We start from the raw sequence: 22,978 nt of genomic DNA, 5'->3' as shown, positions 1-22,978 counted from the left end.
TCTGCAATCCGTCGCCCCCAGGGTGCAGAATATTCAGGATAGTTGCGGTCTGCGCCATGTCTTCCCCAAGGACCCTGAGAGTATGTTCCCTGTTGCGAATTGCAGCCGGTCAGGAGAGCAATAGCAAATAGCGACAGGATCGGAGGGGCGCTTTGTAACAGAATCTTCACTTGAGGATAATTCTCAATGTCGGAGAGAGGATGCCGGGCAGTAAGCCGATCGAAACCGAGTTGGGAGAGGCCTTAGTCGCGCTGAGGTGATGATCCTCGCAAAGGAGCGCGGATCGAAGTCGGTGTCAGGGGCTTCGGACAGCATGACGCGATTGATATGCACGCCGACAGAGAACTCAGCTAGGACAAGTTTGAAATCGATACTGACCGTCTCATGGGAAAACGCCATATCGAGAACAACACATGGAGGATGGCCGAGCGCCGCGCTGATCCCAGCGGAACGTGCATATGAAAGAGTATGGCCCTTGAAGAACAGCTCTGTGCAGGACGCAACAATCTCATCCACATTTCCATGTAGCTGATTGCTCACATAGGATCTTATGATTTCAGCGTCGACCAGGCAGAAATCGGCCACGACATCTTTGATATTGCAGGCCAAGACTTCTTCGAACGCATTCACGTCAACGTACCCGTTAAGCGCTTCTTCCTGATCTAAAGGAAGCCTTCTCATTTGGACCTCGTAAGGATGTAGAACAGGATCTGAGCAACGGCCTTGTAGAAATCTGGTGGAATCATGCGATCTACTTCAACATGATCATACATGGATCTTGCCAGAGGCTTGTCCTCAATCACCGGAATGCCGTGCTTCTCGGCTGTTTCACGGATTTTCAAGGCGATGAGATCCTTACCCTTTGCGACGACGATGGGAGCGCTTGCTTCGGTGCGTTCATAACGCAGCGCGATTGCATAGTGAGTTGGATTGGCGATGACGAAAGTCGCCTTGGGAACAGCGGCAAGCATACGCTTTCTGGCCCGGTCTTGAGCAAGAGAGCGCATACGCGCCTTGACCATCGGGTCGCCTTCCATCTGCTTGTGCTCTTCCTTGACCTCCTGCGGCGTCATTTTCAGATCGTTGTGCCATTTGAGGCGAGCCCAAACCAGGTCTGCGGCAACGAGAACGATGGTTGCGATGGCAATGGCCGATACGAGCCGCATTGCCATGGTCAGCATTAGCTCCGGAATAAGGGTCGGGTCACTGAACATGGCATTGAAGACCTTATGCTGCTCCGACTTGAGAAGCAGGATGGATACGATGGTGACAGTTCCAAACTTGAACAGGGCTTTGGCGAACTCGACGAGCCCTGAGCGGCTGAAAATCCGCTTCCAGCCACTCATCGGCGATATCCTGTTCCATTGGGGCCTTATCCGTTCGGATACGAAGGAGGGCGTGTTCTGGAAAATTGAAGCCACTAGGCTACAGCTGGCGAGAATCGCAATGATCGGAACCAGAAACATCCCCATATCGAGCGACAGGGCCTGGAACAGAGCCGCGGCGTCAGCCCCCGTTTCCAGACGGAAGTCCTGGGGCCGGTCAACGAACAGAGATAATCGTTCAGTGAGGAACTTCGCCCCGCTGCGAGCCGAGAATGTCAGAACGAGAAGAATGCCAAGAATAGAAGCGAACATGGGCGCCTCTCTCGAGAAGGGGATATTGCCCTTCTCGAGAGCGTCGCGAACCTTCTTGTCCGAAGGGGCTTCTGTTTTACTGTCTTTGTCTTCGGAATCGGACATCGTCTGCCATCAACGATCAGACAAACGATTCGTCGTCGGTTTCCGAATTGATGACGATCTCGCCTCGCCCTGCCATATCCAGCGCAAGATCGGTAATTGAACGACGCGCCTCCGCAATGTCGCGGTTTGCCGACGGCTCCTTGCTGCTCAATTCGTGCTCGATCATGCGGCGAACACGCGAAGAAAGGGCTGTCAGAACCACCTTGCGGAACTCGTCGTTCGTCCCCTTCAAAGCAAGGACCACGCGGTCCGGGGGGACCTGATCGAATAAAGTCGTTCGATCTCTTGGCGCGAGCTTAACGATGTCATCGAACGTAAACAGAAGGCCTCGAAGGATTTCTGCCGATTTCGGCCTGACCGTGGAGAGGCTGCTGAGCACATCCTCCATGTGTTCACGTTCCATCTTGTTGATGATGTCCGCCATCTTGGCGTGCGTATCTGCTCCAGCATTCTTCGAGAAGTTGGCCATGAAATCCTCATGGAGTGTCTTCTCGATGTTCTTCATGGTTTCATCAACAATCGGCTTCATGCTCAACATGCGGCGCATCAGATTGTTGCGCAGCGGTTGAGGAAGCTGAGCCATGACCTTGGCAGCGCACGACGGCTTTACCTTCGACAGGATGAGGGCCGCCGTTTGAGGGTGCTCTTTCAGAAGATAAGAGGCGATAGCACTTTCCGAGACCGTGGAGATGCGCTCCCAGATGCTCCTGTTGGCATTGCCGGCTACATCACTCAGGATGTCGGCTATCTGCTCCGGAGATAGGATCCCAGAGAGAAGCTTCTCGATGTGAGCGACGCTGCCAATGACATCCGCCCCACTTGTGAAGTTTGAGGCAAATTCATCGATCAGCGTTTCAATCTGAATCGGTGAAACAGGGCCGAGCTGGGCTGCAGACCTGGTAACGAGCCGGATCTCGTCCTCGCTGAAATGCTTAAGAATCCGGCCTGCTGCGGGCTTCCCCATGGCGAGAAGAAGCGTCGCAACACGTTCAGGCCCCTTCATGACCTTTGGACCACCTGTCCTTGCAGGAAAACTCGCAACCATGAATGGGACCGTTTAGCCAGTAATATCGTTGGTCGGCGGGCCGACAATTTCAGTGAGAGAAATTCCAAAGCGGGAATTGTCGTCTTCCACGACTACCACCTCGCCCCGGGCGATCACGCGTCCATTGACGACGACGTCGACGGGTTCGCCAACTCTGTGGTCCAGCGGTACGATAGCGCCGCGTCCGAGCTTCATCAGATTGGAGACCGGCATGGTCGCAGAGCCGAGAACAACCTGGATCGTTACAGGAATTCTAAGGATCGAGTCGAGATTGCGACCGCTATCCATCCTGTCTTCCCGCGAGGAGCCGCCAAGGCTCCTGCCGAGTTCCCCATCCTGCTGCCAGGAAGCTTTATCCTGAAAATTGGTCTCAAATGGATTTGACATGCTTCAGAGCCTTATAGACTGGAGCTGCGGGAACGGGACTGCGAGAGTTCGCGCGCAGAGTGAGTAAGTGCTTCAAGCTGCCGGGCAGCTTCACGGGCTTCTTCAATGCGTGAGCCGAGCAGGGCAAGCGTTTCACGTCCCTCGGAGCCGAAGCTGGCGACGGCGTTCTGCGCCCCGATCAAAGCTGCACCGGTCTTGTCGAAGATCCGCTGATAGTCCGCGTGATACTGATCGAGACGCTTGAGCTTCCGGTACATGAGCGCAACCATTGCGCTGGTCACGACGAGGGCGATGAAGAGAATGATGTTAGCGAGCGAAGACATCATCGAGGAACTCCTTCTCCTGGTCGATTAACTCATCAATTTTGAGAACATAAGAACCGTCGGCCTGGCCCATATGGCACCAGAAGAGGCCTTGCTGATTTCCTTCGAGTTTGACGCGGCTTCGAGGAGTCGCTTGCAACTCGATGACTTGGCCAACTTTCAAGTCGGCAATCTCTCCAAGGGAAAGGAAGCGTTCTTCAAGGACAGCGGTCAACGTGACCTCTGTCTTGCTGACCTCGTTGGCCATCTGCTTCAGCCAGCGAGGATCGCGTCCGGATGACTCGCTTGACACGACCCGGGAGAGAACTTTCCTCATGGGGTTCAAGGCCGATTGCGGAATGATAACGAACATCTCTCCGCCGCGATTGAGGGCTTGGAGGAGAAACTTGGCCGCGACCGCTTGATTGTTTCTCCGGCCGATTACGGCAAAGTCCATGCGGGTCTCAAGACGTTCCAGCTTGAACTTCGTATGCGAAACGAGGGAGAACGATGCCTGTAACGCCTTGGCGACCTGCTCGAAGAGAGTTTGCGCCATCCTCAGTTCGATGTTGGAGAAGCCGCGCGCTTCTTCGACGGGGGGCTCGGAGCCGTCGGAGCCGAACAAGACTTCGACCATCGTGTAAATGAAATCGCGATCGAACCCGATCAGGATATGGCTGTCCCATTCCGGAGCATGAAAGATGCCCGCAACCGCGTTGGCTTCATACATCTCCAGGATTTCGCTGATACGGCCGCTCTCGATGCCGCTCAGCGAATAGTACATGGGAGAGGCCGCCATATGGCGAAGGTGCTCGGCGCAACTGGTCGACATGCGATCGAAGATCACATGCAGCATCGGCAGACGATCAACGGACAGACCCGCCGAATCGAGGAGCATATCGCGGATATCGTTGGCGCTTTGCATGCCGCTCATGATTAAGCCGCCTCCTTCAGATCCTCAGGGCGTCCGCCGGTCGTAGTAGCGGTTTCGACCTCATCGATTGTCGGACGGTATTCGATAGAGATACCCTTGCGGCCATGCTCGACGGCGATCTGGGGCAGGGCGCCGTTCATATAGGCGATCAATGCCTGCTTCACGATGATATAGACCCGCGTCTGCTTCTCTCGGGTCGCCTTCACCTTGTTCGCGAGGGGCGACAGAAGGGCATAGGAGATGAAGATGCCGGCGAAGGTTCCGACAAGCGCGGAGGCGATGAGGCCGCCGAGAATAGCTGGTGACTGATCGATGGCGCCCAAGGCTTTCACGATTCCCAGAACAGCCGCAACGATGCCGAGCGCCGGCAGAGCCTCGGCCACCGTATAGATCGAGTAATAGGGCTTGGTCCGATCGCGCTTGAGAGTCGCGATTTCCTCTTCCATCAATGCCTCGATCTCGTGGGGACGTGCATTGCCAATGATGATCAGGCGGGCATAGTCGCAGATGAAGAGGGTTAGGTCCTTGTCGCTCAGGACAGTTGGAAATGACTTGAAGATCTCGGATTCCGACGGGGTATCGATATGAGCTTCGACCTCGTTGCGTGGCTTGTTCTTCAGCTCTCTGAGCAAGGCATACAGCAGGCCAAGGATCGCGAGGTACTGATCCCTCTTGGGAACTTTCCCTTGGATGGCCTCGAAAATGGCCCGCCCGGTATCCTTTAGAAGCGGCATCGGATTCGCGATGATGAACGTGCCAATCGCGATGCCGCAGATGATGACATATTCCCACGGCTGCCAGATGACGGAGAGATGACCGCCCATGGCCACATAGCCGCTGACAAGCGAGCCGATGGCAACAACTAATCCAATTAAGACGCCCAACCTTCTGGTCCTCGCGAAAGCTCAGTTCTTGCTGAATTCCTAATCCCGGAGGCTTGCGCGAAGCTGGAAACGGCAAGGCCAGCTTCGAGCAAGGCTGCCTTGATAGCCTCAGATACGAAGTCGCAGAGCAGGAGCTCGCGCTTATCGGAAGATTTACCTAGGCAAGATGCGGCTTAGTGGCCGTCGGCCTGAAGGGAGTGCCCAGATGCAATCCGCCCTCTACGTGTCGCTGTCGGCTCAGGTTGCGATGGAGAAGCGTCTTTCGACGATCGCCCACAACGTCGCCAATATGACGACCGGAGGCTTTCGCGCTGACGAGATAAAGTTCGAAGAACTGCTATCCCTTGCCGGCAAGAATGATGTGTCTTTCTCCTCGTCTGGACGGAATTACATTTCTCGTCAGGCCGGTCCTTTGAACAAGACGGATAACCCGCTCGATGTTGCGATCCAAGGAGACGCTTGGTTCGCCTATAACGGGCCTGCTGGACCCGTCTATACGCGGGATGGACGCTTCAGCATGAATGAGAACGGTGACCTTGTAACTGTCGATGGGCATGCCATCCTCGATGCCGGAGGAGCGCCCATCGCGCTCGACCCTAATGCCGGGCCTCCTGCAATCGGCCGTGATGGGACGATCACGCAAGGAGACAATCAGGTCGGTGTTCTTGGTCTCTTTCACCTGAACAACGACAGCCGATTGAGCCGATACGGAAACTCCGGCGTTGTTTCCAGTCTCCCCGCTGAAGCCGTGCAGGATTTCACAGCGAATGGGGTTCAGCAGGGATACAGCGAAGGATCGAATGTCAATCCCGTTCTCGAAATGACGAAGATGATCGCGCTCCAGAGGAACTTCGAGAGTGCGGCGACGACCATTCAGGAAAGCGAGAGCACGCTGATGGAGGCAATCCGGACCTTGGGGCCTAGCAGCTGATGAAAGGCATGAGCACCCTGGAGGAGCTTGAGAGGCTGGTTCTCTCCGAGCGTGCAGGACATCGCCTGGTTCGGATCAACGGTACTATCCGCGAGGTTACCCCTAGCTATTACCGCGTGTCGGGTTTGTCTCAGTTCGTCAAGCTGGGGGACCAGGTCGGCTTTGAGTCCAACGACAAGGTGCAAATCGGCGAAGTCGTTCGCATCGATCCAGAGGGATTGACGATCAAGCCTTTCAATGGACGGATCGACGCAAAGATCGGAACGCCGGCTTTCGTGGTCGCCAACAATGGTCTTTCTCCTGATCAGAGTTGGAAGGGGCGGGTGATAAATGCTCTCGGAGAGCCGCTCGATGGTCTAGGGCCTCTCATGGCCGGTTCAAAACCCGTGCATCACGATGCTGAACCTCCCTCGGCCATGACGCGCGCGCGCGTCCAGACGCCTCTGCAAACCGGTGTTAAGGCAATCGACCTTTTCACACCGATTTGCCGGGGGCAGCGCATTGGCATCTTTGCCGGTTCGGGCGTCGGCAAATCAACCCTCCTGACAATGTTGGCGAAATGCGAAGGCTTCGACACGATCGTCGTCGCTCTGGTGGGTGAGCGAGGACGAGAAGTCCGCGAGTTTCTTGAGGGCCCGATCGAGGCCAGCCTGCACAAGGCTGTGATGGTGGTTTCGACCGGGGACGAGAGCCCGATGATGCGCCGCCAAGCCCCCAGGACAGCAGTGTCCATTGCCGAATACTTCCGTGATTGTGGCGAGTCGGTTCTTTTGATCATCGATTCCGTCACACGCTATGCCCATGCTGCCCGGGACGTGGCGCTCGCTGCAGGCGAGCCGGCAGTCGCCCGGGGCTATACGCCTAGCGTATTCAGCGATTTGCCTCGTCTGCTGGAACGGTCCGGCCCGGGTGAGGAAGGGAAGGGATCCATTACTGGCATCTTCTCTGTTCTTATTGATGGTGACGACCACAACGATCCAGTGGCCGACAATATCCGCGGGACCCTCGACGGGCATATCGTTCTGGATCGATCGATTGCAGATCAGGGCCGCTATCCCGCGATCAACGTTCTCGGCTCAATCTCGCGCCTGGCAGATCATGTCTGGACTCGAGAGCAGAAAGAACTCGTACGGCGTTTGCGCGGGATGATCGCCCGCTATGAAGACACGCGCGATTTGCGGATGATGGGCGGCTATCAAGCTGGCACCGACCAGGATCTCGATCAGGCTGTCGTTCTCGTCCCTAAAATCTACGAGGCACTTCGCCAGGATCCTTCGTCTCCTGCAAGCCGAGATGCCTTCGTGGATCTGGCGCAAGCTCTCAAGCCATAGCATCCGTAAAGCCTAGTGGTGTTCAAAGCGCGCTCCAGCTTCACACAAGCATCGTAGTGTTAGGGTTCAACCGGAATTTTAGGAGTTTCACATGAGCCTTTATGGTGTCCTTCGCAGCGGTGTCTCCGGTATGACCGCTCAGTCGAACAAGCTCGGAACGGTCGCCGAGAATATTCAGAACTCGAGCACGAACGGATACAAGCGGGCTTCCACGGAGTTCTCCTCGCTCATTCTCCCTTCAAGCGAAGGCGCTTACAACTCAGGCTCCGTCACGAGCACTGTCCGCTATACGATCTCGGATCAGGGCCCCATCAGCTACACGACTTCAGCCACCGATCTGGCTGTATCCGGAAACGGCTTCTTCGTCGTGTCGGATCCGAAAGGCTCACCCTATCTCACGCGCGCCGGCAACTTCGTCGTTGATGGAAAGACCGGCGACCTCGTCAATGCCGCAGGCTTTACGTTGATGGGTTTCAAGCTCGGGCCTGATGCCACAACCCCGTCTCTGAACAGCCTTGATGGCATGGTTCCTGTCAACCTGTCCACGTTCGGCATGCAGGCTTCGGCCTCGACATATGGCACCTTCACCGGAAACTTGCCTTATGGCGCAGAAATCGGCGCGACCAAAGCATCGTCACTTCAGGTGTACGACAATGTCGGTAACCCAGTGAAGATCGATATCGCCTTGGAGAAGACCAGTTCCACAACTTGGGAGATGACGATCAATGGCGCGACTGGCAGCCCTCTGACTCATACTCTGAGTTTCGACGGGAACGGTAAAATTGATGCTGCTTCGACGGAGCTGCCCTTCACTATTCCCAATGGTGTCGGCTTCACACTCGATATGGCAGGAATGACGCAGCTGGCTGGTGAGTATTCGCTGACCGGTACGTCGAACGGCAATGCTCCATCAGCGGTAAAGAGCGCCGAGTTTGCTTCGGATGGAACGGTTTACGCCGTCTATGAGGACGGCTCTCGGATCGAGGCTTATAGAATTCCCCTGGCGAGTGTGCCAAGCCCAGACAATCTGAATCCGCGCGCCGGCAACGTATATGAAGCAACGAACAGGTCAGGTGGCTATCAGGTTGGATTCCCAGGCACAGTCGGCTTCGGATCGATTGCTTCAGGAGCGCTCGAAGGGTCGAATGTCGATATCGGCACGGAACTAACGGCGATGATCGAGGCTCAGACCAGCTACACGGCCAACTCGAAGGTATTCCAGACCGGCTCCGAACTGCTCGACGTTCTCATGAACCTGAAGCGGTAACGTTCTCGTTCATTCTCAAGAGCTTTAAAAATGTCACTCTCGGTTGCCTATAACACGGCACGCTCCTCTCTACAGGCCTCTCAGTCGCAGATGGCGATTGTTTCGCGCAATACTGCGGGCGCCTCCGACCCTGGGTATTCCCGTAAGATCGGTGCTCTGGTCACCACTGACGGCGTCGCACGTGTGACGGTTCTGAGGGCCAGCGATCGCGCTTTGCTGAACAAGATGCTGGAGACAACCTCAGATGTGGCGATGCAACAATCGCTGCTCGAGGGTCTCCAGAGCTTGAGCCGAACCATCGGCGATCCGGAGCTGGATGAATCCCCCGCTGCCCGCATTGGCGCCCTGAGTTCAGCGCTCCAGCAATACGCGAACGCGCCGGAAGACACCGTTCTGGCGCGTGGGTTTGTGAAGGCTGCCAATGACCTGGCGACAAGCCTGAATCAGGCAACGTCGACCATCAATGCCATCCGCCAGGAAACACAGGTCAAGATCAACGAATCCGTCGCCCGGATCAACGACATTCTCGCCAAGTTCAAGTCCGCCAACGATGAGGTGATGAGCGGATCAGCCCTTGGTCGGGATGTGTCGGACGCCCTCGATACGAGAGACCAGCTCATTGCTCAGCTCTCCGAGGAGATCGGTGTGACGGTGGTGCCGAGAGCCGACAACGACATCGCTCTCTACACCGACAGTGGCGTGCCCTTGTTCGACAGACTCCCGCGCAGTGTGAAGTATGACACCGGCGTTGCCCTGGCCACGGGAAAGCCCGGTGGTGCGATTCTCATCGATAATGTTCCAGTGACTGGTGATTCCTCACCGATGCCGTTGAGCTCCGGCAGCTTGGTGGGGCTCGTCAAGGTACGGGACGATATTGCTATCGGGTTCCAGCGTCAGCTCGATGATTTGGCTCGAGGGCTGATTTCCGCCTTCGCCGAAACCGACAAGACCGATGAGGGCAAAGCGGATTTGGCCGGCGTTTTTACCTATCCGGGCGGTCCCGCGATTCCCGACCCAGCGCCGATCGGTCTTGCAGGATCGATCAAGGTCAATGATGCGATCGACCCATCAAAGGGTACAGGCGGGAAATACGACAGGATCCGTGACGGCGGAATCAATGAAGATGAGGATTATACCTATAGCGAAGGCGTCGCGTCGTTTTCAGGCCGGCTGTATCAACTGATCGATAAGCTGCAGACGGATCGAGATTTCGATCCCGGTCTGGGGTTGGGCGATAAGATGACGTTGCAGGATTTCGCATCGTCTTCGGCAGGCTGGCTGGAAGCCAGGCGCCAGGATGCGTCGCAACAGGTTTCTTACCAGCAGACACTTCTGGCGCAAGCATCGGAAGCCCTGTCGAACGCCACCGACGTCAACATGGATGACGAAACGGCGCTCATGCTGCAGCTCGAGAAATCATATTCCGCATCGGCAAAGTTGATCGCCGTCATCAACCAGATGCTTCAGACACTCCTCAACTCAGTGGGGTAAACATGAAGACGACATTTATCTCGTCTGCGACGCTCTGGAACTCGCCTAGATCCACTCTCGACAAACTCCAGTCGGAGCTTGTGAAAGCCAATAAAGAAGTGGTGACCGGGCGACATATGGATGTCGGCTTGGCGCTTGGCCGCAAGACCGGAAAATCCCTATCCCTGCGCCAGGAACGGCTCACTCTCGACACTTTGACCGACAGCAATGCGACAACAACTCTCAGGTTGAAGTCGACATCGGCTGCACTCGATCAGGTTCGGAGTGTGGCCGACAGTTTCAAGAACTCCCTGATAGGGATGTATGTTGGATCGCAGGATGTGCCCTTGGTCTCTAGTCAGGCCAAAGCCGGCCTCGACAAGCTGATCTCGACGATGAACGAGAATGTTGGAAGCCAGTATTTGTTTGGCGGCGTGAATTCCAAGACACAACCTCTCAATGCCTATGACCCTGGCCCCAAAGAGGCTGTCAACGAGGCTTTCGTTGCGTTCTTCAACTTCTCGCAGACCGATGCCGATGTCGCGGACATCACGCCGGATCTGATGAAGCAATTCATCGACGGGCCCCTTTCCGATCTCTTCAAAGATCAATGGAAGGATACATGGTCCAATGCGTCGGATCAGAATATCCAAAGCCTGATCTCGCCCACGGAGCGGGTCAAGACATCTGCCAGCGCCGACGATAAGGCATTCCGTCAGCTGGCAATGGCCTATGTCATGACCTTTGACTTGGGCATATCAGGTCTGAGCGATGATACCCGAAACTATCTGCTCAACAGAGTGGTCGGAACGCTTGGAGAGGGAATTTCAAGCGTAACTGAAGTCCAGGCCGATCTTGGAACCGTTCAGCAGAAGATCGATCAAGCAAATGAACGGATGAGTCTCCAGAAGTCATTTCTTGATGAAAGGATCACGAATTACGAGGCGGTGGATCCGGCTGAAGCAAAAGTCAGAATCGACCAGCTCTCCACGCAAATCCAGACGTCGTACTCCCTGACAGCTCAACTTAATCAACTCAGTCTGATCAACTTCCTATAACGGCAGGACAGCGTACATGTATCAGTTTTCATATTCCGAGATCCTCGAGGATTCGCCTACAGACTGCCGGCAACGCGAATACGATCTTTTCGAGCGTGCCATCGACCTGCTGCGCGCTGCCGAGGGATATCCGCCTCAATCGCCGGAAACCCTTGGTGCTATTGTTTTTCTTCAGCGCCTTTGGACTTTCCTGATCAAAGATCTGGGTCACCCGGATAATGCGCTGCCTGACAAGTTGAAAGGCCAGCTCATCTCGATCGGCCTCTGGGTGATGAAGGAGTCCGACCTGATCATCCGCGGCGAGAACCATAGCCTCGCAGCGCTCATCGACATCAACATCCTGATTAAGGACGGCCTGAAATGACTGCAAAGATGCGATTTTCTCTCAAGGCTGGCGAGCGGATCTTCATCAATGGCGCCGTGCTGACCGTAAGCCAGAAGGTGACATTGAGCCTCCTCAATGACGCCCGTTTCCTTCTGGAGAGCCATGTTCTCCAGCTGGCGGACGCAACGACTCCGATGCGTCAGCTATACTTCGTTGTGCAATCGCTCCTCATCAATCCTCAGGAGGAGGAGAAGGGAATGATTGCCTTCCATAAGATCTATGACGCCCTTCTGACGATCACTACGGACGAAGCCGTCAAGCTCCAGCTGAAAAGCGTTGGCGAATTCGTCGCTGTCGGCCGAATGTTCGAGGCTTTGAAGGTTATCCGCAGCCTCTTCGAGGCGATTGAGCCTGTTGCTCCGTCGGAGCCCGGGCTCATGGCTGAAAAAGCAGCTTGATCGGGAGAAACGAGATGAATGTCGCTTCGGTTGGGGCTGCCGCGGTTAATCAGAAAACCGCAGGTGGTGCGGAGAAGACCTCTACGGTCAGCTACGACAACTTTCTCAGGTTGCTACTGACCCAGATGAAGAATCAGGATCCCACAGATCCTATGAAATCGACGGAGTACATGGCTCAGCTGGCGACATTCTCCCAGGTCGAGCAGGCGGTCAAAAGCAATGAGAAGCTCGATGCCTTGTTGTCCTCGTTTGCGCTATCTCAGGCAGATAGCGTGATCGGACGGACTGTCACTTCGGCGGACGGGACGGTTTCAGGTCAGGTAACCTCTGTCAAGATTACCAGTCAGGGGCCTTGGGCGACGCTCTCTAACGGCGCCGAGCTTCTGCTCGGCCAAGGCATTGTGGTCCGCTGACAATGAATGAGGTCGACGCACTTGAACTGGTCCGCGCAGCCATATGGACAGTCATCATCGGCTCCGGACCGGCGGTCGGTGCAGCGATGGTCATCGGCGTTGTCATCGCCCTGATCCAGGCCTTGACGCAAATTCAGGAAGTAACCCTCACCTTCATCCCTAAGATCATCGCCATCTTGGTGATCGCTCTCCTTACCGGCTCCTTCGTAGGCTCCCAGATCTACGCGTTCACGGAACTGGTTTATGGACGCATTGTTACAGGGTTCTAAAAATCTCCCGCGATAGGCTTTACCCGGAAAGGCGGCGCTAAGATAGCGTCAAGCGACCTTCGCGCAAGCTTCATAGCGCATGTGTCAGACGGATGAATGACTCGCCCCAGGGAGAGGCACGTGGCGTCGACTGACACGGTAAAAAAGGATCGCGGCAGGGATGTGATGTTCGCCAGCGGCGTCGTCGTCATTCTTGCGATTCTATTCCTGCCAATCCCGCCTCTGCTCATCGATATGGGGTTGGCCTTCTCGATCGCCTTGTCGGTGCTCATTCTGATGGTGGCGCTGTGGATTCAGAAGCCGCTTGAATTCTCAGCCTTTCCGACCGTTCTGCTGATTGCGACACTTCTGCGGCTTGCCTTGAGCATCGCCTCGACGCGCCTGATCCTCTCCCACGGCCATCAGGGCGTCGATGCCGCAGGCCACGTGATCAGTGGCTTTTCCCGCTTCGTCATGAGCGGCGATTTCGTCATCGGAATCGTCGTTTTCATCATCCTGATCACGGTCAACTTCCTGGTGATCACCAAGGGTGCCACCCGTATCGCGGAGGTGGGCGCGCGCTTTACACTGGATGCCATTCCCGGAAAGCAGATGGCGATCGACGCCGATCTGTCCGCAGGTCTGATCGACGAGAAGGAAGCTCAAAGACGGCGCCGCGAACTGGAGGAGGAGAGTGCCTTCTTCGGTTCCATGGACGGTGCCTCCAAGTTCGTGCGCGGTGAGGCTATCGCGAGCCTGATCACCATTGCCGTGAATATCTTCGGCGGGATCATCATCGGCGTCACGCGACATGGCATGCCGCTGTCCAAGGCTGCGGACATCTTCACCCAGCTTTCCGTAGGCGACGGCCTGGTCAGCCAGATCCCGGCTCTCGTCGTTTCTCTGGCCGCGGGCCTTCTCGTCTCCAAGGGTGGCACTCGCGGGCAGGCTCAGCAGGCTGTTCTGGATCAGCTCGGTGCCTATCCGCGGGCCCTGATGGTTGCCTCGGGAATGATGTTCATCTTTGCAATCGTGCCGGGCTTGCCAATGCTGCCATTTCTGGCGCTGGGCGGTTTCATGGGCTTTATGGCCTACAGCATCCCAAAGTCGCGTGCCGAACAGGAAACGCGTGAGAAGCTAACGCAGGAACATGAGCAGCAGACCAAGCTCCTTGAGGCCAGCGATACGGTCAAGGAATCGCTCAAGATGGCAGAAGTGGAGCTCTGCTTGGGCAAGCACCTATCTTCCCATCTCGCGAGCTCACACGGAGATCTCGCGCACCGCGTGAAGAAGATGCGAAAGAAGTTCGCCCAGGACTTCGGCTTCGTTCTACCGGAGGTCAAGCTCTCCGACAGTTTCATGATTCCGGCAAAGAGCTATCAGATCAAAATTCATGGAACAGTGATCGCAACCCATGAAGTCCGCCCTGGCGATCTGCTCGTCGTGCTTGGGGATGGTCCAGTTCCGGACGTGCCTGGAGACGAGGTTCGCGAGCCTGCCTTCGGGATGAAGGCTATGTGGGTTTCAGATGCCTATGCGAATGAAATCAAGCGCCAGGGCTTCACGGCGGTGGATGGTGCCTCCGTTCTCCTTACCCATCTGAGCGAAGTCATTCGCAACAATTTGCCGCAACTCCTCTCTTACAAGGATGTCCGCAACCTTCTGGACGGCCTCGAGCCCGAGTATAAGCGCCTGCTCGACGATATTTGCCCTTCACAGATTTCCTATTCAGGATTGCAGGCTGTTCTAAAACTCCTGCTGGCAGAACGGGTCTCGATCCGGAACCTCAGTCTAATCCTCGAAGCCATTGCCGAGGTGGCGCCGCATGCCCGCCGGGCGGAGCAGCTCGTTGAGCATGTGCGCGTGCGTATGGCGCAGCAGATCTGTGGCGATTTGGCAGAAGGCGGGGCTCTCAATGTTCTGCGCCTGGGGAACAAATGGGATATCGCTTTCCACCAAAGCCTGAAGCGTGATGCCAAAGGTGACGTGATCGAGTTCGACATCGACCCGCGCCTTGTCGAGCAGTTTGGGTCCGAAGCATCGGACGCAATCAAGACGCGCATGGGGCAGGTCAAGAACTTCGCCATTGTGACCGCCCCGGATGCAAGGCCCTATGTTCGCATGATCATCGAGCGCATGTTCTCGTCCCTGCCGGTTCTATCCCATCTGGAAATCGCCCGAGGCGTAGAAGTCAACTCGCTCGGTACGGTCGCGTGAATCAAGTTACGACGGACGCCTTGCTCGGCGTCTTCTTGATCTTCTGCCGGGTCGGCGGGTGCATGCTGATTGCACCGGCCTTGTCCAGCAGCAGGATCCCGCCGCAGATCCGCCTCTTTCTGGCCCTGACAGTCAGTCTGTCGCTGGCACCCATCCTTCTTGACAAGATCGGAACTGGAATTGCCGGCCGGCTTCCGACAGAGATATTGACGTGGATCATATCGGAGACGCTGGTTGGGCTACTGATAGGGCTTTTAGGGCGGGTTTATTTCTTCGCCCTTCAGACGATGCTGAGCGCGGTATCCATGGCGCTCAGCTACGGCGGCATGCCCGGAACGCCCATGGATGATGCAGAACCGCTTCCGGCGGTAAGCTCCCTAATCATGATGGTGGCGACCGCCGCGATCTTCTTGTCCGATCTGCATTGGGAACTCATCAAAGGTCTTATCGGCTCCTATAGCCGAATGCCCGCAGGACAAGGGATCGGACTGGAGACGTCTCTGGCTGAACTGGTCGACCAAGTTGGCGCCGCATTCATCGTAGCACTCAGGATCAGCAGCCCGTTTCTGCTCTACTCCGTGATCGTCAACCTGGTGGCCGGCCTTGCCAACAAGCTGACACCCCAGATTCCTGTCTTCTTCATTGCTACCCCTTTCATCATGCTTGGAGGCTTGTTCATCATGTACTTTGCCGCTCAGGACTACGTGCTGCTGTTCATGGAAGCCTTCGCAACCTGGCTCAAGGGGTGATATGCGATGAAACAAAGGCTCAAAAGATTTGATCGTTTGATCAAGGTTCAGCAGCATATGCACAGGAACGCGGAGCTTCATCTTGCGAACCTTCATCGAAAGGAGAATGAGCTCAAGAATGCTCAAGATGAACTCCTTGAAACCATGGGCGAGGAAAGTGCGCTCCACGGCCTTTTCGTCGACGTTCAGTCGAGACGTCTGAAAGCGCTGGCTTTGGAGGAGTGTCAGACTCAGAACGCGATTGTCCAGCAAAAGGCCGTAACACTGGAGAAAGCTCTGCAAGTGAAGCGTACGGAAAAGACACATGACCGCCTTAAGGAGCAAGCTCATCACGAGCAGGAAAGAAAAGACCTGGTCGCCGTTCTTGAGGCCATGGCCGGACGAGCCAGCACAAGCCTCCCGTAAGCCTCGTGCGATAAGACCTGATCTGAATTGAATCCAAGGAGATCGCGATGGCGATCAGCCCTCCGTCAGATATTCTCAGTGAGGTTGCCAGGGCGGCCGATCCGGCTCGCTACCAGGCGGCGACAAAGAACCTTCTCCAAGGCGCCGCGCCCGCAGGCGGGCCGAGCTTCGATGATGCAGTGCGTGCCGTCTCTGCGCGTCCTGTCGGCGTGGGAGCGGACATCTACGAGATCCGAAATTCGCTCCGTAGCGACGCGCAATCGGCAGAAGCTCAGAAATCGAAGAAAGCTGCACAGGAATTCGAGGCCTTCATCCTTCAATCCTTTGTCGAGTCGATGCTGCCCAAGAATGCTGAGAACACTTATGGAAAAGGCAACGCCGGGTCCATTTGGAAATCCATGATGGCGGAGCAGATCGGCGCGCAAGTGGCCCGAGCGGGCGGCGTCGGATTGGCAAAGCACATTCTTGGCGAACATAAGTAAGGGAAACACGATGCTGATGAAGTCATTGGAGCGCCTTGAGGAGACGCTTGATCTTGAAACGGCTGCGCTCCTGTCTCGTGATTTGAAGAACCTGGAAGAGTTCAATCGCCGAAAGAGCCAGAGCCTTCTGGAGATCAGCCGTATGGTGAAGAACGTCGAGGCGGTTTCCGTTGATGGGATCGCAGCGAAGAAGTTCGAGCGGCTGAAGGTCAAGCTGGAGCGGAACCAGGAAATCCTCGAGCGTCACATGCGTGCTGTTCAGGAGATTTCGACGATCATCTCCGGCGCGATCCAGGCAGCGGAGTCGGATAGCACTTACTCTGCTCATGTGGCGCATGGAGGCTATGGCGCATGATCAGGAACGTCATGGCCGGGTTCTGGGTCTGCGCAGTCACGCTTGGCTCATGTTATGCGGCCGTGACATGGATGGTCGGGCGGTCTCCGGCGGAAAACCAGCCTCATTATGAGGGGTTGCAGTACAAGAAGCTGCCGCCGCTCAATATTCCGATCATCGCCGAAGGGGCCGTGCAGGGATATGTGGTCGCGAACTTCGTCTTTACCGCGGATTCGAAGACCTTGCGGGAGATATCCGTTCCCCCGGAGGCCTTCATCCTGGACGAAATATTCCGCCATATCTACGCTGACGATACGCTCGATTTCAGAAAACTGTCCCGGTACAACGTGAATGGGATGATCGGCAATGTCAGAGAAAAGATCAATAAACGTCTCGGCGCCGAAATCGTCAAAGAAATCCTGATCGAGAATTTCAACTTCATCGGTAAATCGGACATTCGCTCATGAACCGCTGCTGGCTTCAGCCATGCGGGTTCCGTACGACATTTCAAGGGTATTGCCTTCATGAACTATTGCCTGATCGTGGATGATTCCCGGACCATTCGGAAGGTATCCAGGGATATCGTCGAGAGCCTGTCTTTCAAAGTCGTGGAAGCTGAGAACGGCGAAGTCGGCCTTTCTGAGTGCAGGGCGAGAATGCCGGACGTCATCCTCCTCGATTGGAACATGCCCGTCATGGATGGTTACAGCTTCCTCAAAGAGCTCAGGAAGACACCAGGCGGAGTGGAGCCGAAAGTCGTGTTCTGCACGACCGAGAACGACATGAGCCATATCACGCGTGCGCTAGAGGCTGGCGCGGACGAGTACATCATGAAGCCTTTCGACAAGGATATCCTGGCGACGAAGTTCCGGGAACTTGGGCTTCTTCCCGAATCCTACTCGGCGTAACGCAATGGCACTGGAACCTCTCGCTTCACACAATGCCGGTCAAGCTCCGCCGACCCGCGTCATGGTCGTCGACGACAGCGCTGTCATTCGCGGCATGATCGCCCGTTGGGTCCTCGAAGCAGGTGGCTTCGAGGTCGTCTGCACGGCTTCCAATGGACGCATGGCTGTCGATATGGCCGAGCGGCATAAGCCGGATATCGTGCTGCTCGACATCGAGATGCCGGAGGTCGATGGCCTTGCAGCGCTGCCCATGCTGCTGAAGGCTGTTCCGGCGAGCAAGGTCATCGTCATTTCGACGCTGACAAAGCGAAACGCGCAGGTTTCATTGAAGTGCCTTTCCTTGGGAGCCATTGATTACCTGGCCAAGCCTGAGAGCGCTCGGGCTGTCGATGCAGCGATGGAGTTCAGGCGGGATCTGGTCGAAAAGCTGCGCGCCCTCAGCACCGCAAAGCCTCGCACCTTCCGCAAACCGGCTTCGATCACGCCTATGCCCGCATCTCCGGTGCCATCGGCTCCGTCGAGGCCGGCCCATGCTCGCCCTCAATGTCTTCTGATCGGCTCCTCGACTGGCGGCCCGCGAGCGGTTGAGCGTGTCCTGCAGGATCTCAAGCCGGCTCTCGCAACGATCCCCGTTCTGATCGTTCAGCACATGCCTCCGATGTTTACAGCTGTCTTCGCAGAACATCTCCAATCGCTTCTTGCTCTCCCATGCCGAGAGGCGAAGGATGGGGACGCGATTGCCGCAGGCACGATCCTCGTCGCGCAAGGCGGGCGGCACATGGGAATTGCGGCGACTGCCGGCAAGCCTGTGATCCGTCTCAGCGATGGTCCGCCTGAGAATTTCTGCCGTCCTGCCGTCGATGTGCTCTTTCGTGATGCGGCCTCGGTCTTCGGCTCCTCAGTGGTCGCGGCCGTGTTGACGGGCATGGGATCGGACGGCACGGCGGGCGCCCGCCATCTGGTGAAGGCTGGTGCCACGATCATCGCGCAGGATGAGGCGACCAGCATTGTCTGGGGAATGCCGGGAAGCGTCGTAAAAGCAGGTCTTGCTCACGAAGTTCTTCCGCTCGACGCGATTGGACGTTCCCTGAAGGGTCTTATTACCGGAACCTCACGATGACCGAACTCGAATTCGAAGCCCTTCGGGCTTTTCTCAAGGCACGTTCCGGTTTGGCTCTTTCGACCGACAAGCGCTATCTTGTCGAAAGCCGTCTTGCACCGGTCTGCACACGCTTCAAGATAGAGAACCTGTCGATCCTGGTAAGGGAGATCAAGTCAGGTCGGTCGCGGGCGCTCGAGGATGCGACGATCGAGGCGATGACGACGAACGAAACGTTCTTCTTTCGCGACAAGGCGCCTTTCGATCTCTTTCAGGATGTCCTGCTTCCGCGCTTCATCAAGGAGCGCGCAGCGAGTCGACGCTTGAGGATCTGGTGTGCCGCCGCCTCTTCTGGGCAGGAACCATACTCTCTTGCCATGATTCTCAAGGAAGCCTCGGCTCGCATGCCCGGCTGGCAGATCGATATCGTCGCGACCGACATCTCGAATGATGTGCTGGAGAAGGCGAGGGCAGGGATCTACAATCAGTTCGAAGTCCAGCGCGGTCTTCCTGTCCGTCTCCTCGTGAAATATTTCGCCCAGAAGGGCGAACAGTGGCAGATCGCTCCTGAGATCCGGTCCATGGTCGATTTCCGGTACCTGAACCTCATCGAGGATTTCAGCCGCCTTGGACAATTCGACATCGTCTATTGCCGAAACGTTCTGATTTATTTCGACATTCAGATGAAGGCGAACGTGCTGCGCAGAATTGCCCAGCAGATGGCACCTGACGGCAGCCTGGTTCTCGGTGCGTCGGAAACCATTCTCGGCATTACGGAAGCGCTTACGCTGGATCCGGCCTATCGAGGTCTGTATGCGAAATCGGGAACAGCGAATTCAGTAGGCCGCACTGCATTGGCGGGCACGCGCTGAACGAATTCGACTTTATGGTCGGGCGACGTCTGACCATGAGTTTCAAGGATACTTAAGCTCCCACGCTTCGGGAGCTTTCTGTGCTTGTGCCGGCAAGTAGGGTTAATGAAAACTTTATCAATAAAAGTCCGCATTTACTTTGATTTGCTGCTTGACCACATGGGCCGATTCGATCATAACTGAAGCCACGGATGCGGCGAGACGAATGATAACTCCCGCATTGAGAACGCACTATGGAGGCTCTTAAAAGAGCAGGGCATGATGCCACTCCATTTTACCGGTCGAGCCCGGATGTCATGTGAGCAGCGGATCGAGTTTTCCTCGAGGCATGATGCCACTCCGCTGGGTCGGTTAGATCCCGACATTCCCTGAACAAATCATTTCATTCAAGGAAGAAGCACATGTCTTCGATCAATACCAATCTCTCCGCCATGACCGCTCTGCAGGCCCTGAAGGCCACGCAGACCGCCATGAATAAGAACCAGGGTCAGATCTCCACGGGTCTGCGCGTTGGCGAGGCTTCGCACAACGCATCCTACTGGTCGATCGCGACGGCTATGAAGTCCGACAAGGGCGCTCTTGGCGCTGTGAAGGACTCTATCGGCCAGTCCAAGGCGATGATCAACACCTTCACGTCGGCCATGGACAAGTCGCTGACCTACCTCAACAAGATGAAGGAAGGTCTCGTTGCTGCGTCTCAGCCCGGTGCGGATCTGGAGAAGATCCAGACGGAATTCAAAGCAAACATTGCAGGCATGAAGAGCGCAGCCGGCTCGGCGTCCTTCAACGGCCAGAACTGGCTCGAAGGTGACGCTTCTCTAGTCAACCTTGTCTCGTCCTACGACGGCGTAAATAATAAAGTTGGTACGCTCGGAATCGATACCTCCAAGTCAGTGCTGTTTAAGGATGCTTCCGCTGGTACCGGCGGACTCCTCGGCGACGTGGCTAGCATTGATATCACCGGTGTAAAGCCGGATCCGTTTACACAAGTGACAGCGGCGGTTGCAGGAACTACAGCTGCGCCTGCTGGAACGGCTCATGTCATTGGCTTGGCTATTACCGATTTCGAGGACGGCAACACGATTCAGTTCCAGGTTGGGGACGGATCAGTTCGCCAGTTCACCTTCGAAGGAATTGAAGGTGCTGATAATGCGGCCAAGCTCGCTGATCTGAAGACAAAGTTTGACGCATTTCTGACTAGCGCGGGCATCACCGATGTTACTGCTGCTCTGGACGCAGGCACACCAGCAACGAAGCTCCAGCTAACAGTTGCTAATGCCGATGAGGTGAAGGCGGGCACAAAAGTGGCTGCAAGCTTCACCGTTGGAAAGACGGCCCAAGCTCTGAAGACCATTGATGAAGCCATTGCGAGGGTGACCGAAGGCTCTGCCATGCTCGGCGCCAACAAGGCCCTGCTTGAGACCCAGGAAGAGTTCATCGGCGTTCTGTCCGACTCGCTCACCGCTGGCGTCAGCAGCTTCGTTGATGCCGACATGAACGAGGCTTCGACCCGCAACCAGGCTCTGCAGACCCAGCAGCAGCTCGGCGTGCAGGCTCTCTCGATGGCGAACCAGAACAGCCAGATGATCCTGCGTCTCTTCCAGTAAGAGACTTAAGATTGGTCTGAGAGGAGCCTCGCCTTGCAAAGGGCGAGGCTTCTTTTTTAAATAATGGGTGCGGCCATGAGTAAGCAGCCGTCATATTTGTTTTCTGCACAAACCGTTTTCAGTCTCGCTCTTGTTCTAGGTGCAGCAGGGTTTTACGCCACGGCACCGGCACAGGCCTTTGCCACTTGGATCGGGTCCTGGGATTACGTGCTGCGGCACGATCAGGAAGGCAAGCCTCAGGCTGCCTTCGCGCGACTGCGTGGAGAGAGCGAGGCCCTGCTCTGGTTGACTTGCTCTAGGCTCACCACCGGTGAGGATAAGCCGGAGACCTTGTCCATGACAGCGACTGTTTCTCAGAAAGGCTATCTGGGGCGAAGCACGTCACGCGGGCGCAGCACGGTCTATTGGTTCGACGACAGAAGTCCTGAGCTGGCCTACTGGATCTATCGCGAAAAGGCAGGGCAGATGGCCAATGCGGAGCAGGTCTCAGTCTTCCTCAACAGGATCACTGAAGCCCGGTCGCTCGTTATCGAGCTGTCGAATTATCGCTATGAGACCCAGAGATCGGAATTTCGGTTCAACGCGGTTGACACAAAGAACGTGGCTGAAAGGTTCAGGCAGGATTGCCGCGATATCGCTAGCCTCGCAAAGGCGGATTCGTCCTTGATCCGCTAGGGCAGGGCATCGGTTCTTAACGCTTGAAGGTTTACCATGGTCAGTACGTCAACCCGCTACCAGATCGTCACGAACAATCTCGCACGGACAAAGACCCTGATCGCGAACGACGCGACTGTGAAGCGTGAGACGGAATACTACAACAAGACTATCAAGACCATCAAAACGGTTGACGATTTCGTCAAGAACGATCGCGTCTTCAAATATGCCATGAAGGCTTATGGCCTTGAAGACATGGCCTATGCCAAGGCCTTCATCAAGAAGCTGCTCAACGAAGGCGTCAGCAGTTCAACCAGCATGGCGAACAAGATGTCGAACCCGCTCTACAAGGAGTTCGCTAAGGCTTTCGACTTCGCGGGGAAGGGGGCGCTGGCGACCTCTGCGGCCAGCGCCACCACGGAGGCGGTGGACAGATACGTTCAGCAAACCCTGGAGCAGCGGGAAGGCAGCGACAATCAGGGTGTCCGCTTGGCTCTCTACTTCAAGCGGAAAGCCTCATCGGTCAAAACGACGATGGGCATTCTGGCCGACAAGGCGCTCCTGCAATTCGTTCAAACCACGTTCAACATCCCGCAGGCGGCATCGAGGGCGGATCTCGATATCCAGGTGCGCAATCTGGAGAAGGTGCTCGACGTAAAGGACTTTCAGGATCCCAAGAAGGTCGACAAGCTGATCCAGCGCTTCAATGTCATGTGGGATATGACGAATGCTCCCGCGACGGCCGTGTCGCCGGTTCTCAGCCTGTTCAACCAATCCTACGATCAGGGGATCAGCGTCGATCTGATGATGAGCATCACCAAGCTGAGGCTCGGTGGCAATTAAGAGCACCCCGAAC

General features: G+C 56.1%; 28 protein-coding genes. 21 read left to right on the top strand and 7 right to left on the bottom strand.

Going from position 1 to position 22,978, the window contains the following annotated elements; translation table 11 throughout:
- Window positions 1-183: 183 nt before the first annotated feature.
- The 7 genes from BLP10_RS03325 to motA all read right to left on the bottom strand — a co-directional run bounded on the left by BLP10_RS03325 (window position 184) and on the right by motA (window position 5,294).
- Complete coding sequence (locus BLP10_RS03325) at window positions 184-681, bottom strand: hypothetical protein (RefSeq protein ID WP_091129781.1); 498 nt, start codon at window positions 679-681, stop codon at window positions 184-186.
- The gene (gene flhB, locus BLP10_RS03320) at window positions 678-1,742 is read right to left on the bottom strand and encodes a flagellar biosynthesis protein FlhB (RefSeq protein WP_091129777.1); all 1,065 of its coding nucleotides are present in this window, start codon (window positions 1,740-1,742) and stop codon (window positions 678-680) included. Before flhB ends, BLP10_RS03325 begins: the two co-directional genes overlap by 4 nt.
- A 16-nt stretch (window positions 1,743-1,758) precedes the next feature.
- A complete protein-coding gene (locus tag BLP10_RS03315) occupies window positions 1,759-2,745 on the bottom strand; it encodes a flagellar motor switch protein FliG (protein ID WP_425286927.1) in 987 nt (328 codons plus the stop codon).
- 54 nt (window positions 2,746-2,799) lie between these two features.
- On the bottom strand, window positions 2,800-3,075 hold the full coding sequence (gene fliN, locus BLP10_RS03310) for a flagellar motor switch protein FliN (protein ID WP_091129771.1): 276 nt from the start codon (window positions 3,073-3,075) through the stop codon (window positions 2,800-2,802).
- A 110-nt stretch (window positions 3,076-3,185) separates the two neighbouring features.
- On the bottom strand, window positions 3,186-3,500 hold the full coding sequence (locus BLP10_RS03305) for a hypothetical protein (RefSeq protein WP_244510366.1): 315 nt from the start codon (window positions 3,498-3,500) through the stop codon (window positions 3,186-3,188).
- Complete coding sequence (locus tag BLP10_RS03300) at window positions 3,481-4,410, bottom strand: flagellar motor switch protein FliM (protein WP_175493758.1); 930 nt, start codon at window positions 4,408-4,410, stop codon at window positions 3,481-3,483. The genes BLP10_RS03305 and BLP10_RS03300 overlap by 20 nt, the downstream gene beginning before the upstream one ends.
- Before the next feature lie 2 nt (window positions 4,411-4,412).
- The gene (gene motA / locus BLP10_RS03295; protein ID WP_091129765.1) at window positions 4,413-5,294 is read right to left on the bottom strand and encodes a flagellar motor stator protein MotA; all 882 of its coding nucleotides are present in this window, start codon (window positions 5,292-5,294) and stop codon (window positions 4,413-4,415) included.
- A 205-nt stretch (window positions 5,295-5,499) separates the two neighbouring features.
- Between motA and flgF the strand changes: the two genes are divergently transcribed.
- The 21 genes from flgF (at window position 5,500) to BLP10_RS03190 (ending at window position 22,965) form a co-directional block, all read left to right on the top strand.
- A complete protein-coding gene (flgF, locus tag BLP10_RS03290; protein WP_091129761.1) occupies window positions 5,500-6,225 on the top strand; it encodes a flagellar basal-body rod protein FlgF in 726 nt (241 codons plus the stop codon).
- Window positions 6,226-6,233: 8 nt separating this feature from the next.
- The gene (fliI, locus tag BLP10_RS03285; protein WP_091130157.1) at window positions 6,234-7,556 is read left to right on the top strand and encodes a flagellar protein export ATPase FliI; all 1,323 of its coding nucleotides are present in this window, start codon (window positions 6,234-6,236) and stop codon (window positions 7,554-7,556) included.
- Between the two features lie 91 nt (window positions 7,557-7,647).
- Window positions 7,648-8,823: a flagellar hook protein FlgE gene (locus BLP10_RS03280; protein ID WP_091129756.1), complete on the top strand. Its 1,176-nt coding sequence runs from the start codon at window positions 7,648-7,650 to the stop codon at window positions 8,821-8,823.
- A gap of 30 nt (window positions 8,824-8,853) precedes the next feature.
- A complete protein-coding gene (flgK, locus tag BLP10_RS03275) occupies window positions 8,854-10,314 on the top strand; it encodes a flagellar hook-associated protein FlgK (RefSeq protein ID WP_091129751.1) in 1,461 nt (486 codons plus the stop codon).
- A gap of 2 nt (window positions 10,315-10,316) precedes the next feature.
- A complete protein-coding gene (locus BLP10_RS03270; protein WP_091129747.1) occupies window positions 10,317-11,351 on the top strand; it encodes a flagellar hook-associated family protein in 1,035 nt (344 codons plus the stop codon).
- A 16-nt stretch (window positions 11,352-11,367) separates the two neighbouring features.
- Window positions 11,368-11,715 carry a flagellar biosynthesis regulator FlaF gene (gene flaF / locus BLP10_RS03265; RefSeq protein WP_091129744.1) on the top strand — a complete coding sequence of 116 codons (348 nt, stop codon included), beginning with the start codon at window positions 11,368-11,370 and terminating at the stop codon, window positions 11,713-11,715.
- Window positions 11,712-12,134 carry a flagellar biosynthesis repressor FlbT gene (flbT, locus tag BLP10_RS03260; RefSeq protein WP_091129741.1) on the top strand — a complete coding sequence of 141 codons (423 nt, stop codon included), beginning with the start codon at window positions 11,712-11,714 and terminating at the stop codon, window positions 12,132-12,134. The genes flaF and flbT overlap by 4 nt, the downstream gene beginning before the upstream one ends.
- Before the next feature lie 14 nt (window positions 12,135-12,148).
- Window positions 12,149-12,547, top strand: coding sequence for a flagellar hook assembly protein FlgD (gene flgD, locus BLP10_RS03255; RefSeq protein ID WP_091130154.1), 399 nt, complete (start codon window positions 12,149-12,151; stop codon window positions 12,545-12,547).
- A 2-nt stretch (window positions 12,548-12,549) separates the two neighbouring features.
- Complete coding sequence (locus BLP10_RS03250; RefSeq protein ID WP_091129738.1) at window positions 12,550-12,816, top strand: flagellar biosynthetic protein FliQ; 267 nt, start codon at window positions 12,550-12,552, stop codon at window positions 12,814-12,816.
- Between the two features lie 165 nt (window positions 12,817-12,981).
- The gene (gene flhA / locus BLP10_RS03245) at window positions 12,982-15,012 is read left to right on the top strand and encodes a flagellar biosynthesis protein FlhA (RefSeq protein WP_244510381.1); all 2,031 of its coding nucleotides are present in this window, start codon (window positions 12,982-12,984) and stop codon (window positions 15,010-15,012) included.
- Window positions 15,013-15,032: 20 nt separating this feature from the next.
- Window positions 15,033-15,761 (top strand): flagellar biosynthesis protein FliR, encoded by a 729-nt coding sequence (gene fliR, locus BLP10_RS03240; protein ID WP_244510365.1) that lies wholly within the window; start codon window positions 15,033-15,035, stop codon window positions 15,759-15,761.
- Between the two features lie 6 nt (window positions 15,762-15,767).
- Entirely contained in the window at window positions 15,768-16,166 is a 399-nt protein-coding gene (locus BLP10_RS03235; protein ID WP_091129727.1) for a hypothetical protein, read from the top strand.
- Between the two features lie 47 nt (window positions 16,167-16,213).
- The gene (locus BLP10_RS03230) at window positions 16,214-16,648 is read left to right on the top strand and encodes a rod-binding protein (RefSeq protein ID WP_091129722.1); all 435 of its coding nucleotides are present in this window, start codon (window positions 16,214-16,216) and stop codon (window positions 16,646-16,648) included.
- A gap of 10 nt (window positions 16,649-16,658) precedes the next feature.
- Window positions 16,659-17,003 (top strand): hypothetical protein, encoded by a 345-nt coding sequence (locus BLP10_RS03225; protein ID WP_091129718.1) that lies wholly within the window; start codon window positions 16,659-16,661, stop codon window positions 17,001-17,003.
- A complete protein-coding gene (locus BLP10_RS03220; protein ID WP_244510364.1) occupies window positions 17,000-17,449 on the top strand; it encodes a hypothetical protein in 450 nt (149 codons plus the stop codon). The genes BLP10_RS03225 and BLP10_RS03220 overlap by 4 nt, the downstream gene beginning before the upstream one ends.
- Window positions 17,450-17,506: 57 nt before the next feature.
- Window positions 17,507-17,890, top strand: a complete 384-nt coding sequence (locus BLP10_RS03215; protein ID WP_091129714.1) for a response regulator — start codon at window positions 17,507-17,509, stop codon at window positions 17,888-17,890.
- Between the two features lie 4 nt (window positions 17,891-17,894).
- Complete coding sequence (locus tag BLP10_RS03210) at window positions 17,895-19,010, top strand: protein-glutamate methylesterase/protein-glutamine glutaminase (RefSeq protein ID WP_091129711.1); 1,116 nt, start codon at window positions 17,895-17,897, stop codon at window positions 19,008-19,010.
- Entirely contained in the window at window positions 19,007-19,861 is an 855-nt protein-coding gene (locus BLP10_RS03205; protein ID WP_091129710.1) for a CheR family methyltransferase, read from the top strand. The genes BLP10_RS03210 and BLP10_RS03205 overlap by 4 nt, the downstream gene beginning before the upstream one ends.
- A 401-nt stretch (window positions 19,862-20,262) precedes the next feature.
- Window positions 20,263-21,468 carry a flagellin N-terminal helical domain-containing protein gene (locus BLP10_RS03200; protein WP_091129706.1) on the top strand — a complete coding sequence of 402 codons (1,206 nt, stop codon included), beginning with the start codon at window positions 20,263-20,265 and terminating at the stop codon, window positions 21,466-21,468.
- Window positions 21,469-21,543: 75 nt separating this feature from the next.
- Entirely contained in the window at window positions 21,544-22,143 is a 600-nt protein-coding gene (locus tag BLP10_RS03195) for a hypothetical protein (protein WP_139165420.1), read from the top strand.
- A gap of 36 nt (window positions 22,144-22,179) precedes the next feature.
- Window positions 22,180-22,965 carry a DUF1217 domain-containing protein gene (locus tag BLP10_RS03190; protein WP_091129700.1) on the top strand — a complete coding sequence of 262 codons (786 nt, stop codon included), beginning with the start codon at window positions 22,180-22,182 and terminating at the stop codon, window positions 22,963-22,965.
- Window positions 22,966-22,978: the final 13 nt, after the last annotated feature.

The organism is Microvirga guangxiensis, from assembly GCF_900102135.1.
GTDB lineage: Bacteria > Pseudomonadota > Alphaproteobacteria > Rhizobiales > Beijerinckiaceae > Microvirga > Microvirga guangxiensis.
This window is presented reverse-complemented; position numbering and strand designations above follow the sequence as displayed.